Origin of the sequence: Streptomyces sp. NPDC058880, assembly GCF_042742535.1 — a bacterium.
Lineage (GTDB): Bacteria > Actinomycetota > Actinomycetes > Streptomycetales > Streptomycetaceae > Streptomyces.
Genome location: NZ_JBHYMC010000053.1, coordinates 20,122 through 33,866 on the forward strand (window position 1 = coordinate 20,122; position 13,745 = coordinate 33,866).

The window sequence follows — 13,745 nt, forward strand, 5'->3', positions numbered from 1 at the left end:
TCAGTGTGACCGGAGCGATGCTCGTCGCGCTCGACGGCACCGTGTTGGCGGTGGCGCAGCCGAGCCTGGGCCGCGACCTCGGGGCAAGCGTCGCGCAGGTCCAGTGGACCAGTACCGCCTACCTACTGGCGGTGGCCGCGTTCCTGGTGCCCGCCGGGCGGCTCGGTGACCGGTACGGGCACGCCCGGCTGCTGTTCGTCGGCGTGCTCGGGTTCGCCGCGGCCTCGGCGGGCATCGTGTCAGCGCCGGGCGTGGGCTGGGTGATCGCACTGCGCGCCGTGCAGGGCCTGTTCGGTGCGCTGCTCCAGCCGGCGACGCTGGCGCTGCTGAGGCTGGCGTATCCGCCCGAGCGGCTGGCCACGCCGGTGGCCCTACGGACCAGCGCGATCGGGGCGGCCGCGGCCGCCGGTCCACTGCTGGGCGGTCTGCTGGCGGCCTGGTGGGACTGGCGGGCCGTGTTCGTACTCAACGTGCCCGTCGCCGTGCTGACCGCCGCGCTGACGCTCGCCGTTCGGACCCCCGCGCCGCCGGCGGGTGCGCGGGCGCGACGGTGGGAACTCGGTGGCGCGGCTCTGCTCGCCACGGCCCTCGCGATCTTCGTGCACGCGCTGGTGGGCGTGCCCGAGCACGGATGGACGGCGACGTCGACGCTGCTCGGGTTCGCGGGTGCCGCCGGGCTCGCAGCCTTGTTCGTACGCCGTGAGCGGCGCTCGGCGCGGCCGCTGCTCCCCCCGGCCGTGGCCCGGGCCCGAGCGGTCACGGCCTCGATGGCCTTGCTGCTGGTGGTCTCCGCAGGCATGTTCGGGGCCTTGTTCACGGCGACGTTCCGGCTCCAGGACGTCTACGGGCTGGGCCCGCTGGACACCGGACTGCGGGTGCTGCCGCTGACGGTGGCGATCATCGCCGGTGCTCCGGCGGCGGGGATGGCACTGCGGCGGTTCGGGGCGCGCCGGACCGCGTTGACCGGTACGGCGCTGGTCGCCGCCGGGATCGCCGGGCTGGGCTCCGCCTCGGGGCCCGCCTTCGCGGTGCTCGGCGCCGGCTTCGCCACCGTCATGGTCACCGCCACCGGCGCGGTGGTCGGCGAGGCCCCGGCCGAATACGCCGGGGTCGTCGGCGGGCTGAAGCAGACCGCCATGAACGTGGGCCCGGCCCTGGGCATCGCGGTGGCCGCGGGCACCGGGGTGCGGGGGCCGTCGCTGACGGCCCTGGCCGTGCTGGCGGCGGCCGGTCTGGCGGCGGCCTCACGGCTGCCCGGCCGCGCGCGCCCGGCAGCTGCGGGCCACCTCGTCGGCGAAGACGAGGGCCGGCGGGGCGAGGGCCGCCCAGCGGCGGACGGCCCAGCCGACGGCGAGCGGCGGCAGGGCGGGGACCGGCACCAGGCGCAGCGGGCCGTCGGAGCCGGGGACCTGCCAGCCGGGCAGGGCCGGCACCACGGCATGGCCCAGGCCTAGTTCGGCGAGCAGCAGGGCGGTGTCCCAGTCCGCCACGCTGGTGTCGGAGCGCACGTGGATGCCGGACTCGGCGAAGGCGGCGTCGAGGTGGGCCCGGGAGGCGGAGTTCCGGGGCAGCCGGATGTGACGGATCCCGGCGAGGTCGGCCGGGGTGAGTGCGTCCCGTCGGGCGAGGGGGTCGTCGGCGCCGACCGCGAGCACCCAGGGCAGTTCCATCACGGGGCGCTGCTCGATGCCGCGGACGGGGCCGCCGATGGTGATCCAGGCGAGGTCGAGGTCGCCGGAGGCGAGGGCGTCGAAGCAGCCGCTGCTGGAGTTCTCGGTCTGGAACTCCAGGCTCACCCCGGGGTGACTGCGACGGAAGGAGACGACGGCCTCGGACATGAAGTGCCGCACGGTCGTCGCGCCCGTGGTGACACGCACGCTGCCGCCGCCGCCCCGTACCAGGTCCTCCACGCGACGCAGGGCGCCGTCGAGGCCGGCGATGCCGTCGGCTGCGGCCGCTTGCACGATACGGCCGGCCTCGGTCGGCACGACGCCGCGGGCGTGCCGCTCCAGCAGGCCGGTACCGGTTTCCTTCTCCAGACGGCGGACGTGCTGGCTGACGGCGGACTGGGTGCAGCCGAGGTCGCGGGCGACGGCACTGAGGCTGCCGGCGCGGCAGACGGCCACGAACACGCGGAGGTCGTCGAGGGTCATGAGACCCAAGGTATTCCTTGGATGTGGGGAGCAAACCAGAGGATTGACTTGGGTTTTGGGGTGCATCAGGATCGGTGCAGGGCCCGGGCGGCAACCCGTCCCCGCCTTCGCCACGGGGTCCGGACCCCCGGCGAGAGGTGCGGACGGGTGCCGACCCACCACCCCGAAGTCGGTTCCCGGGAGGTTCCGTGTCGGACAGCACGGCCGCATGGCTGCGGGAGCACGGCCCGGCGGGAGTGCCGGGCCGTGCTCGGCGGCGGCCAGGGGTCAGTGGTCGGGGGCGGCTCGCTCCGGGGGCCCGGCGGCCCGGCCGGTGAGGGTGATCTCGGCGGCACTGGTCCAGGGGCCGCGGCCGCCGGCCTCGGTCAAGGCTCTGAGGAGGAGGTGGCGGCCGGTCTTCGGGGCGAGGACGGTGGTCTTGGCGGCGGCGGTGTCGGCGAAGGTGCCGCTCGCCACCGGCGCACCCCAGTCGGCGCCGGTGTCGCGGACGTAGACCTCGTAGCCGCCGATGCGGCCGTTGACCCCGCCGTCCTGGCGCGGGAGGTAGCCGAGGGAGTCGAGGGTGTAGCGGGCGCCGAGGTCGATCCGGATCTCGTGCGGGAGCGCCGCGGGCGTACCGGAGGACCAGGCGGTGTGCCACATCGTCGCGGGGTCGCCGTCGAAGGCACCGACGGCGGCGCCGTTCTCGGCGGCCGTCTCCTGGCTGTCGGCGTGGATCAGGGACCAACCCGCCCGGTCGATCGGGGCGGAGGAGGGCAGGGGCTCGGCGGCGGGGACGGCGGTGCCGGCAGCCGAAACGGTGAAGGCACCGGACGTGGTGCGGGTCTTGACCCGCAGGACGCCCTCACGGTCGGCCGGATCGAAGAACCAGCCGGTGGCGGCGGAGTCGTAGGCGGAGGAGGAGGCCAGGCGCGGCACGGCGGCCCGGTCCACCGTGACGGCGGTGGGCGCGGCGGACACGTGGAGGGTGAACTCGTAGCCGCGGGCCGCCGGTTTGCCTGCGTAGCTGCCCGTGGGGGCGCCGACGGAGACGGTGACCGTGCCGGTGCCCGTCGTCGGCGCGGTGACGTCGACCCGCTGGTGGGCGTAGGCGCCGGACTCGTGGGCGCGGGTGCGGCCGTCGTCCTCGTAGAGGCTGAAGGAGGAGGCGCCACGTGGGTGGATGTCGTAGGTGAGGGTGGAGACCGGCTTCTCCCCCGTGTAGTTCATCTGCGGCCACATCGGCACGATGCCGCCGCCCTTGACGAACAGCGGGAGGATATCGAGGGGGGCCGGGTACCCGTCGAGCCAGCCGGGGCCCGCGTACGTGCGGCCCGTCCAGTAGTCGGTCCAGGTGCCGGCGGGCAGGTAGATGCCGTCGCGGACCTCGGTGTCGGAGACGACGGGGGCGACGAGGAGGGAGTCGCCCGCCATGAACTGGCCGCTGGTGGCGTTGCCGCGGGCGACCGGGTCGTCGGGATACTCCAGCACCATGGCACGGGTGCTGGGAACGCCGGTCTCGTGGGCGACGCGGCTCATCGTGTAGAGGTAGGGCATCAGTCGCATCTTCAGCTGCAGGTACTTGCGGTTGACGGACAGGTACGGCTCGGCGAAGCGCCACGGCTGCTTGTCGCGGTAGCTGGCGGACGGGTTGACCGCTCCCCAGCCCGACATGGTCATGAAGGCGGGGGTGAAGGCCTTCCACTGGAGGTCGCGGGTGTACGTCTTCGGGCTGCCGCCGAAGATCCCGTCGATGTCGCCGGCGGCGTAGTTGAGGCCGGAGAGGCCCGCGCCGGTGATGGCGGGGACGTGCCAGCGCATGTCGTCCCAGGTGCCGTAGGTGTCGCCGGTCCAGACGACGGCGTTGCGCTGGGTGCCCGCCCAGCCGTCGACGGTCCAGACGAAGCGGCGGGCGTCGGAGTTCTTCTCGATTCCTTCGACGGCCTGCCGCACGCCGTCGAAGGCGTGTTTGTAGCCGCTTCCGATCCATGCGACGTCGGTCTTCACAGCACGGCTGCCGGCGGTTCCCACCTCGTCGGTGATGGCCCCGAGGCCGGTGGAGGTCCACAGGCCGGTCTGGAAGCCCTTGGCCCTGAGGGCGTCGACGGTCGGCTTCAGTGGTGCGGTGTAGCCGCAGCCGTAGCCGTCGTTGGGAAGGAACCAGCCCGAGGGCATGTCGGCGGCGCGGGCGTCCGACGCGTAGCCGACGACGTCGGGGGTGCTCTGGTGGCGGGGGCGGCCGTGGTCGCCCTGGTAGTCGGGGTTGGAGGCGTTGAAGCAGTCGGCGTTGCCGAGCTCGAAGCCCCACAGCGGCGCCAGGAAGGGTTTTCCGCTGACGTCGGTGTAGGCGTCGAGCACGGATTTCGGCGAGTCGCCCGTGAAGTACCAGGCGTCGAAGCGCCTTTCGTCGTGGGTGAGGGTGGTGGGGGCGTTGAAGCCGTAGGAGCCCGGGGCCCAGGTGTTGCGCATCACGCCGTAGCCGTTGGTGGACATGTAGAAGGGGGCGGGGCTCGCGTTGTCGTTCTCGCGCCACTTGTTGTCGACGGCGATGGGGACGGTGCGGCCGCGCAGCGCCCACGCGCCGAGGCGCAGGCCGGTGCCGTAGAACTGCTCGTCCGCGCCGCGGGCGAGGTGCTGTGTGGTGCGGTTGCCGGTCCAGCTGGTGGGCCGGGTCTCCTGCCAGACGGGGGTGGTGTCGTCCGCGCGGTAGACGGAAAAGCGCAGCGGCGACTTGTCGACCCTGATCGAGAGGGAGCCCGTGCTGATCCGGTGGTACGCGCCCGCGTCACTGTGGGTTGCCGCCACCGAGCCGAAATCGGTGGTGACGGCGAGGTCGGAGCCTGCCGGGTCGTCGGTGAAGGTCCCATCGGGCGAGAGCCAGAGGCGGAAGATGTCGGCGCGGGCGACGACCACGCGGGCCTTGGCACCACTGGAGGCTGTGATGGTGAAGGTGTTGCCGGACCGGGTGAAGCCGGTGACATCGCCCGCGGTGGCCGTGGCCCCCGAGGGGACGGCGGTGGCGGGTGCGACGAGTGGTCCGGCGGCGGCCAGTCCCGCGACGGCGAGGGCGGCGGCGAGCAGGGCGGTGCCCGGGGTGCGGGGGCCCCGTCGCCGTGGTGTGCGCGGCCGTCCGGATAAGGGGACCCGTCGGCTCCTGCTGAAGCTTGGCAGTCTCATGGGGCAGCTCCTCGTGCGGTCCGGAGACGGACACAGCTCTTTGGCATGCACCCGGCAAGATAGCGTTCAGGGCCGCCCGCTTGAAGAATTCTGCTCGAAATGGCTTCCGCTCAAGCATCTTTGAGCATCCATCAGACATGTGCGGGTGCCCGGAAACCGCACGCGGCAAGGGTCGGTGCAGCGGTGCCGGGCAGCAGTGGGCAGGCGTCGAGGCGCGACGGACGGGGCTGCGGGAAGCGTCCTGAGCGGACGAGAAGGTCGACGAGAAGGTCGACGAGAAGAGTCAAGGAGGTGAACCCACTCCTTGCCACTCTCAACTTATAGCGCACCGGGGGGCTTGCGGCAAGGCCCCGTCGGCGGGGCAAAATCGCGCACCGAAACCAGAAGCTGCAGAAATGGGAGATTCACGAAGTGCATGCGTTCTTGCCGGTTCACCCATCGTGCGGCGACGTCAAGCCGGTTCCGGCCGCCCCGCGGACCCGCAGCGCGTTCGACCTTCCCGACCACCTCTCCCCCAAGGCCGACCCGGCCCTGACCGACGGCGACGAACAGCACTTCGCGGCCGTTTCGGAGAGCCTCGCCCAGTCCATCGCCGAACTCTCCGCGCGCCTCGACGCCGAACGCAGGGCACCCGGACGCATCGGCCGTGAGGCAATGGACCGGGACGCGGAGATCCACCGCCTGACCGCGCGCCTGCGCACCCTGCGCCGCTTCGGACTCGACCTGTGCCTGGGACGCATCGTCCCGGCCGACGGCCGGGAGCCCGTGTACGTGGGGCGGCTCGGCCTCACCGACAGCGCGGGGCGCCGGCTGCTGCTCGACTGGCGCGCCCCGGCGGCCGAGCCGTTCTTCGCGGCGACCCACGCCGACCCGATGGGGCTGGCGAGCCGCCGCCGCTACCGCTGGACCAGTGGCCGGATCAGCGACTACTGGGACGAGGTGTTCAGCACCGACGCGCTCGAGGGCCACGCTGCTCTGGACGACCAGTCCGCGTTCATCGCCAGCCTGGGCGGTGACCGGTCGCCCCGGATGCGCGACGTGCTCTCCACCATCCAGGCCGACCAGGACGCCGTCATCCGGGCGGGCTCCCGCGGCGCCCTCGTCGTCGACGGCGGACCCGGTACGGGCAAGACCGTCGTCGCACTGCACCGCGCGGCCCATCTCCTCTACTCCGACCCCCGCCTCGGCCACCGCCGCGGCGGCGTCCTGTTCGTCGGCCCGCACCAGCCCTACCTGGCCTACGTCGCCGACGTGCTGCCCAGCCTCGGCGAAGAGGGCGTACAGACCTGCACGCTGCGCGACCTGGTGGCGGAGGGCGCCGGGGCGGCGGAAGAGCGCGACCCGGCCGTGGCCCGGCTCAAGTCCTCGGCGGACCTGGTGAAGGCGATCGACGCGGCCGTCCGCGTCCACGAGGAACCGCCGACCCGGGGGATGACCGTCTCCAGTCACTGGTCCGACGTCTGGCTGAGCGCGGACGACTGGGCGGCGGCGTTCGACGCGGTGGAGCCGGGAACCCCGCACAACGAGGCCCGTGAGCAGATCCTGGAGGAACTGCTCACGGTCCTCATGGCCCGGCACGAGGACGGCGGCGAGGGCCACGACGTCCCGCCGGAGCTGCTGCGGCGGTCCCTATTGCAGGACAGGGAGTTCACCAGGGCCCTCAACCGGGCGTGGCCGATGCTGGAGGCGACCGACGTCGTCGGGGACCTGTGGTCGGTGCCGGCCTACCTGCGCAGGTGCGCGCCCTGGCTGGGGCCCGAGGACGTGGCCAGGTTGCAGCGGGCGGAGGCCCAAGCCTGGACGGTGTCCGACCTGCCGTTCCTGGACGCGGCCCGGCAGCGGCTGGGGGACGCGGAGGCATCCGTGCGCCGGCGCCGGCACGAGGCGGCCGCGGCCGCCGAGCGCGCACGCAGGGCCGACGTCATCGACAGTCTGCTGCAGAACGTCGAGATCGACGAGAGCGAGGGCGCGATGGGGATGCTGCACGGTCGCGACCTCCAGGAGGCCCTGGTCGACCGGAGCGCGCTGCCCGGTGCCGAACCGGACCTCCTGGCCGGCCCGTTCGCGCACGTCGTCGTGGACGAGGCGCAGGAGCTGACCGACGCCGAATGGCAGATGCTGCTGGCCCGTTGCCCATCGCGGAGCTTCACGGTCGTCGGCGACCGGGCCCAGGCACGGCACGGGTTCGCGGAGTCCTGGACGGATCGACTCGAACGCGTCGGCTTCGACCGGATCACGGTGGCCTCCCTGAGCATCAACTACCGCACCCCGGAGGAGGTCATGGCCGAGGCCGAGCCCGCCATCCGGGCCGTGCTCCCCGATGCCAACGTACCGACGTCCATCCGCAGCAGCGGCATCCCCGTCGTCCACGGATCCGTCACCGACCTGGAACCGCTCCTGGAGAGCTGGCTCAGCACGCACCGCGGGGGGATCGCCTGTGTCATCGGCGACCCGGCGTTCCGGCCGACCCCGCGCGTCCGTTCGCTGACGCCGTCGCTGTCGAAGGGGCTCGAATTCGACCTGGTCGTCCTCGTCGACCCGGATCGGTTCGGCCAGGGGATCGAGGGAGCCGTGGACCGGTACGTCGCCATGACCCGCGCGACCCGCCGGCTCGTCGTCCTCAGGAGCTCATGACCGCCCCGGCGGGCTCCCCCGCGGCCTTCCCCGTCGGGCCCGGCGCGCCCGGCCCGGCTGTGCCCCCGCACCGTCCGGCGTCCGGCAGCACCTGGAAACGCGACTCCACCAGGGCCGGCATCGCGGTCGGCGGCGACCGGGTCGCTCAGGTGCTCCCGGGCGGGTACGAGGCACGCGCATCCGTCGGCTCAGCCGGCGTCGGCGTGACCGTGCGCCCGTGGTGGGGTGACCGCGAGGACGGGCGGAGCGGGGGTGCTCCAGTGGTGACCGCAGGGGTCGAAGACCAGCCGTACCGGCTGTGCCGGTCGCTGGCGCCAGGAGATGCGCTCCGGCACTCCGCCACACACCGGACAGCACGGCAGCGGACCGGCCCCGGGCAGGCAGCCGGGGGCGGCCGCGAGCGGCGTGACGTGCGGATCGCGCATGGTGGCTCCCTGGTCGTGCGGGCGGGCTGATCGCACTGTGCCATGGCCGAGGCCTCCTCCGCACGGGCGAATCATCCAGTGTTCCGGCTGGTCAGAGGTAGGGACACCAGGAGGATTCCGATCCTCTTGCGGGCACTTGGTGATCAACCGCTCCCGCAACCTGCCTCCACCAGGCCCGATTCGTAGGCCGCGATGACCGCCTGAGCACGGTCGCGGACGCCCAGCTTGCCGAAGACGCCGGTGATGTGGTTCTTGACCGTGGAAACGCTGATGTCCAGTTCCGCGGCGATCTCCGTATTGTCGAGGCCGGTGGCCAGGAGCCGCCAGATCTCCCGTTCGCGCGGAGTCATCCCGGGTGGGACGGACGCCACGGCGGCCGCGGCCGGGCGGGCCGGCGCGGGGGTGCGTACGTAGGCGGAGAGCAGCCGGGTGAGCAGCCGGGGTGCGACGACCGCCTCGCCGTCGTACACGGTGCGGACCGCGGCGGAGAGTTCCTCCGGGGAGACGTCCTTCGGGAGGAAGCCGTACGCTCCCGCGCGCAGGGCGGAAACGACGTACTCGTCCATGTCGAAGGTGCTGAGCGCCAGGACGCGGACGTCGGGGAGGGTCCGTGCCAGCTCCGTTGTGGCCCGGACGCCGTCGAGGACGGGCATCCGGATGTCCATGACCACCACGTCGGGCCGCAGCTCCCCGGCGAGGGTGACGGCTTGGGCGCCGTCCTCGGCCTCGCCGACCACCTCGATCTCGGGGTCGGGGCCGAGGATCAGGGCGAGACCCCGCCGGACCAGCGGCTGGTCGTCGGCTATGAGCACGCGGATCATCGGTGTGGCTCCCCGCCCTCGCCGCCCCGCCCCGACGGTGCCGGAAGGCAGGCCGCCACCCGGAATCCGCCGCCGTCCCGTGCGGCCGCCTCCAGGGTTCCGCCCTGGAGTGCTACGCGTTCGTGCATACCGATCAGACCGTACCCGGTGGCCGCTGCGGGCCGGGCGGGCGGCGGGGACACACCGGCCCCGTCGTCGCACACCTCCACACAGATCTCGTCCCGTCCGTAGGTCAGCCGCACCCGGGCCCGGGCCTGATCGGCGTGCTTGCGGGTGTTGGTGAGCGCCTCCTGCACGATGCGGAAGACCGTGAGGCCGACGCTGGGCGGCAGCGGGCGCACGGTGCCGCCCACGGTGAAGTCCGTCTCGGTGCCCGCCAGCCGTGACTCGGTGACGATCCGCTCCAGGTCGGCGGCGCCCGGCTGGGGCGCCGGAGGGGTGTCGTCCGGTTCCTCTCCGGCGCGCAGCACGTCGAGGAGTTGGCGCATCTCGCGCAGGGCGGTGCGGCCGGAGTCCTCCAGGCTGACGAGGGCCTCGCGGGCCGCCTCGGTGTCGTGTGCCAGATTGGCCCGGGCGCCGCCCGCCATCAGCTGCATGGCGGTGATGTAGTGGGCGACGATGTCGTGGAGTTCGCGGGCGATCCGGCGGCGTTCCTCGGCAACCGCGCGCTCGGCCCGGCGGGCGTGGTCGGCTGCGGCCTCCCGATGCCAGCGGTTGACGACCAGGGCAGCGCCGGCGACCAGGGCCGTGGCCGCAGCGCCGGCGACGAGCGTCCAGCCGGCCGGTACCAGCCGGCCGCCCTGGCCCACCGTGGCCAGCGGCACGGTGAGGACGGCGGCCGACGCGGCGACCGCGGGTCTGCTGAACCGGACCACCGAGTACAGGGCAACGGCGAGGCCGAGCGGGATGTGCGGTGCGGCATCCGGGACGGCGAAGTTGGGCACGACCCCCAGGAGCAGCACCGCCGCGAGCACGGCGACCGGGCGGCTGCGGCGGGCGAGCAGGCACACGGCCGCCGCCACCAGCGCGCAGACGGCCGGAACGGGCACGGACGCCCCCTCTGTCCGGATGCCGAGCGAGAAGCCCAACAGGTCCACCGCGGCGACCCCGAGGGCCACCAGTGCGTCGTTGCGCGTCCAGCGCAGCCTGTCGGCGCCTGTGTCCATCCCTGCCGGTCCTCCCCGCCGGCGGGCCTCCCACCGGTGCGGGGAGCGGTTCGTGCCGGTTCCTCTCGTTCCATTCTGGCAGCCCGGCGGACCGCTGCCGTCGTCCCGTGGGCCTGCCGCGGACCAGGACCGTGGTCCTGGTCGGGGCCGGACCCCGGACCCTGCTCCCGGGTGCGGTTCCTCCCGTGCGCCGACGTGTCGGCCGCCCGCTCCTGATGGTCTGGAGACCGGCCGGGAGCCCCCGGTCCGCCCGCAACCTGAGGAGTACCGTGATCCGCGCCCTGACCGGGTTCTCGACGAGGAATCCGTGGAAGGTGATAGCCCTCTGGGCCGTGCTCGGCATCGCCCTGGCCATCGCCGGCCAGGCGTTCGTCTTCCGCGCCACCCAGAGCAGCACCGGCAGTTTCCTGCCTCCGTCCTACGACTCGGCGGCGGCCCTGAAGGTCGCCGAGGAGCGGTTCGGGGTGGAACCGGACGCCAACACGCTCACCGTGCTGGTGGCTCGACCGGACGGGGCGCAGCTGAGCGCCGACGACGAGCGGCGCATCGACGAGGAGGCCGCGGAGCAGGGACGCCACCGGGTGGTCATGCCCACACCCGAGAAGGAGGTGCCGTTCGCCCAGGACCATTCGCAGACCCCGGAGGTCGCCGGACTCGTGACGGCTCCCGACCGCAGCTTCCGGCTCCTGTCCGTGGAGCTGAAGGGCAACCCCATGGACCCAGGAGTCCAGGACACCTACCGGGCCTTTCGCGAGCAGTCACGGGCCGGATTCGCGGAGGCCGGGTTCCGGACCGGCTTCACGGGCGGGCTCGCCTCGGCCGTCGACGGCGTCGACGCCGAGGAGAGCCGGGCCCGGGTGATCGGCGTCGTGATGCTCGGTGTGATCGTCCTGCTGCACATCCTGGTGTTCCGCGGCGTGCTCGCCGCGCTGCTCCCGCTGATCGCCGTGTCCGTCATCGGCGGCGCCGCGACGGGCACGGTAGTCGGTGTCGCGATGCTGACCGGTACCGCCCTCGACCCGTCCACCCCTCAGCTCATCAACGTCGTGCTGGTGGGCATCGGCATCGACTACTTCCTCTTCCTGCTGTTCCGCCTCCGCGAGCAGCTGCGCCGCAGGCCAGAGCAGTCGGGCAAGGCCGCCGCGGCCGAGGTGTCCGGGCGCGTGGGTACGGCGGTGACCTCGGCGGCGCTCACCATCGTCGCGGCGTTCGCCACGCTCGGAGTGGCCTCCTTCGGACAGTTCCGGGTGCTCGGTCCGGCCATCGCCGCGTCCGTGCTGGTGATGCTGCTCGGGAGTCTCACCTTCATGCCGGCCCTGCTCGCGGTCACCGGGCGCAGGATGTTCTGGCCGTCCCAGGCCCACCGGCGCGAGCCCCGCGGCGGCTCGGCCGCCCGGCTGGGCACCTGGCTGGCCCGGCGTCCCCTCACGGCGGCCGTCGCCTCCGTCCTCCTGCTCGGCGCCCTCGCCGCCGGCATGGCCGGCATACGGATGGACTACGGGTCGGGTGACGCGGGCGGTGAGCCGACGGCCGCCGCGGCCACCGCGGCCGAGATCTCCCGGGCGATGCCGGCCGGGGTGTCGGACCCGATCAGCGTCTACGTCACGACGTCGGACGGCGCACCGCTGACCGTCGGCCGGGTCGAGGGTCTGTCCGGCGCACTGTCCCGGCTGGAGGGGGTGGGGCAGGTCGCCCCGACGGTGCTCAGCGAGGACCGTCGGGCAGCCCGCCTCGACCTGTTCCCGAACGTCGACCCGCACGGCCAGGAGGCCCGCGACCTGGCATCGGGCACGGTTCGCGACGCGGTCTCCGCGCGCCGGCCGGACGGCACCGAGGCCCACGTGGGCGGCACCGCGGCGGTGTTCGCCGACGTGTCGGCGGCCGTGGACCGGGACCTGCGGCTGGTGTTCCCGGTCGCGGCGGCCCTGATCGCGCTCATCCTCTTCCTGCTGCTGCGCAGCCTCCTCGCCCCGCTGATCCTGATGCTGGCGGTGGGTCTGGGATTCGCTGCGACGCTGGGTGCCGCGGCGCTCGTCTTCCAGCACGGGCTGGACCAGCCGGGTGTGGCCTTCACGCTGCCACTGGTGCTGTTCCTGTTCGTGGTCGCGCTGGGCACCGACTACAACATCCTGGTGACCGACCGGATCCGGGAGGAGATGGAGCGGCCCGGTCCGGCCCGGGAGGCGGTGGCTCGGGCGGTGCGGCACACCGCGCCCGCCGTCGCGACGGCCGGGGTGGTACTGGCCGCCTCCTTCGGCAGCCTCGCGGTCAATCCGGTCGCGGCCACCCAGCAGATCGGCTTCGCGACGGCCCTCGGGATCCTGCTCTCCGCCTTCGTCCTGTCGATCGTGCTGGTCCCGGCGTGCGCGGTGCTCCTGGGCCGGTCTCTGTGGTGGCCCGCGAAGCCCCGGCCGGCGGCGGCCGAGCCGGCATCGGAGACCGGGACGCCCGAACGCGCCTTGGTGCCCTGAGCGCGGCGGCCCGGCCGGATAGCGACCGCGCCGCCTCGGCCGGGCGGCCGGACTACAGGACGCGGAATCCGGCAACGGCGGGGTGGCGGCGGTCGCGATGGAAGGTCAGGTGGTCCCAGGTGGGGAAGGCCAGGTCGGTCACGGCCAGCAGCCTGCCGGAAGGATCCTGGACAGTACGGCGTACGGTCAGGCCGCAGGCGGGGCCCGGGGCCGGCGGGTGGACCGTGCGGGTCATGGTGATGGTCTCGGCGACCCGCCCGGCCGCCGAGACCCGCTCCAGCCAGCCCCGGAGAGGAGCCGGGTCCGCGTCGCGGGAGTGCTCCGCCCGGTTGCGGCAGGCGGCCAGTTCGGGGGTGCGCGCGACGGCGTCCGGGCTGAAGTAGGTGACGGCGTGCCGGAGGGTCTCCCCCGCCCGGCCCTGCTCCCGCCGGTGATGGACCAGGGTGCGCTCCCCGCCGGACATGCCGAGCGGCACGGCGATCGACGGCGGGACGGTGACCACCGTGACCCAGCTCCGAGTGGGGCCGGGCGCGGGGGACGCGGGCCCGAAGTCCACCGGATCGGCCGCCGTGGGGAGGACCTCGGCCGTGACGGCGGGGCGGGAGCCGCGGCGCCCGGTCACGACCAGTCCGCCTTCGCGCAGGTGCTGCAGCGCGGCCCTGATGGTCTGCCGGTTGACCTGGTAGCGGGCGGCCAGGCTGCGCTCCGAGGGCAGCCTTCCGCCGGGGGTGCGCGCGGCTCGGTCGAGATCGCGGCGCAGCGCTGCGGCGATCCGCTGGTACTTGGGCACGGCGGCCGGGCCGCCGCCCCGTGAAGGGGAGGGCATGGCTTCTCCTCTGACGGGCGGTCAAGGACTGCGCGGTCTGCCCGACCAACCTAGCATTGGTCTATACCTTTGAGTGAGAGGGGATCGGGCACG

General features: G+C 73.6%; 8 protein-coding genes and 1 pseudogene. 3 read left to right on the forward strand and 6 right to left on the reverse strand.

Annotated features, from left to right (window positions below; all coding sequences use genetic code 11):
- Positions 1-17: 17 nt before the first annotated feature.
- A pseudogene (locus ACFW2G_RS25155) lies at positions 18-1,295 on the forward strand (MFS transporter); the annotation flags it as partial.
- Here ACFW2G_RS25155 and ACFW2G_RS25160 read toward each other — a convergent pair.
- Entirely contained in the window at positions 1,245-2,153 is a 909-nt protein-coding gene (locus ACFW2G_RS25160) for a LysR family transcriptional regulator (protein ID WP_037917311.1), read from the reverse strand. The pseudogene ACFW2G_RS25155 and the gene ACFW2G_RS25160 sit on opposite strands and share 51 nt — an antisense overlap.
- Positions 2,154-2,420: 267 nt before the next feature.
- Entirely contained in the window at positions 2,421-5,309 is a 2,889-nt protein-coding gene (locus ACFW2G_RS25165; RefSeq protein WP_384583966.1) for a TIM-barrel domain-containing protein, read from the reverse strand.
- 423 nt (positions 5,310-5,732) lie between these two features.
- Between ACFW2G_RS25165 and helR the strand changes: the two genes are divergently transcribed.
- Positions 5,733-7,943 (forward strand): RNA polymerase recycling motor ATPase HelR, encoded by a 2,211-nt coding sequence (helR, locus tag ACFW2G_RS25170; protein WP_384583969.1) that lies wholly within the window; start codon positions 5,733-5,735, stop codon positions 7,941-7,943.
- Between the two features lie 188 nt (positions 7,944-8,131).
- Here the strand turns inward: helR and ACFW2G_RS25175 are convergent, their stop codons facing one another.
- The 3 genes from ACFW2G_RS25175 to ACFW2G_RS25185 form a co-directional block, all read right to left on the reverse strand.
- On the reverse strand, positions 8,132-8,368 hold the full coding sequence (locus ACFW2G_RS25175) for a hypothetical protein (protein ID WP_384453242.1): 237 nt from the start codon (positions 8,366-8,368) through the stop codon (positions 8,132-8,134).
- A gap of 143 nt (positions 8,369-8,511) precedes the next feature.
- Positions 8,512-9,189 carry a response regulator gene (locus tag ACFW2G_RS25180; RefSeq protein ID WP_384453245.1) on the reverse strand — a complete coding sequence of 226 codons (678 nt, stop codon included), beginning with the start codon at positions 9,187-9,189 and terminating at the stop codon, positions 8,512-8,514.
- Positions 9,186-10,355, reverse strand: a complete 1,170-nt coding sequence (locus tag ACFW2G_RS25185) for a sensor histidine kinase (RefSeq protein WP_384583972.1) — start codon at positions 10,353-10,355, stop codon at positions 9,186-9,188. The genes ACFW2G_RS25180 and ACFW2G_RS25185 overlap by 4 nt, the downstream gene beginning before the upstream one ends.
- Before the next feature lie 269 nt (positions 10,356-10,624).
- Between ACFW2G_RS25185 and ACFW2G_RS25190 the strand changes: the two genes are divergently transcribed.
- Entirely contained in the window at positions 10,625-12,826 is a 2,202-nt protein-coding gene (locus tag ACFW2G_RS25190; RefSeq protein ID WP_384583975.1) for an MMPL family transporter, read from the forward strand.
- Between the two features lie 52 nt (positions 12,827-12,878).
- On the opposite strand, the gene ACFW2G_RS25195 is transcribed toward ACFW2G_RS25190, so the two are convergent.
- Positions 12,879-13,652, reverse strand: a complete 774-nt coding sequence (locus tag ACFW2G_RS25195) for a GntR family transcriptional regulator (protein ID WP_384453253.1) — start codon at positions 13,650-13,652, stop codon at positions 12,879-12,881.
- Positions 13,653-13,745 lie beyond the last annotated feature (93 nt).

Excerpts from the sequence above, each read along its gene's own strand:
- ACFW2G_RS25180 (WP_384453245.1), bottom strand. The coding sequence starts at position 9,189 with ATGATCCGCGTGCTCATAGCCGACGACCAGCCGCTGGTCCGGCGGGGT.
- ACFW2G_RS25160 (WP_037917311.1), bottom strand. The coding sequence starts at position 2,153 with ATGACCCTCGACGACCTCCGCGTGTTCGTGGCCGTCTGCCGCGCCGGC.
- ACFW2G_RS25175 (WP_384453242.1), bottom strand. The coding sequence starts at position 8,368 with ATGCGCGATCCGCACGTCACGCCGCTCGCGGCCGCCCCCGGCTGCCTG.
- ACFW2G_RS25165 (WP_384583966.1), bottom strand. The coding sequence starts at position 5,309 with ATGAGACTGCCAAGCTTCAGCAGGAGCCGACGGGTCCCCTTATCCGGA.
- ACFW2G_RS25185 (WP_384583972.1), bottom strand. The coding sequence starts at position 10,355 with ATGGACACAGGCGCCGACAGGCTGCGCTGGACGCGCAACGACGCACTG.
- ACFW2G_RS25195 (WP_384453253.1), bottom strand. The coding sequence starts at position 13,652 with ATGCCCTCCCCTTCACGGGGCGGCGGCCCGGCCGCCGTGCCCAAGTAC.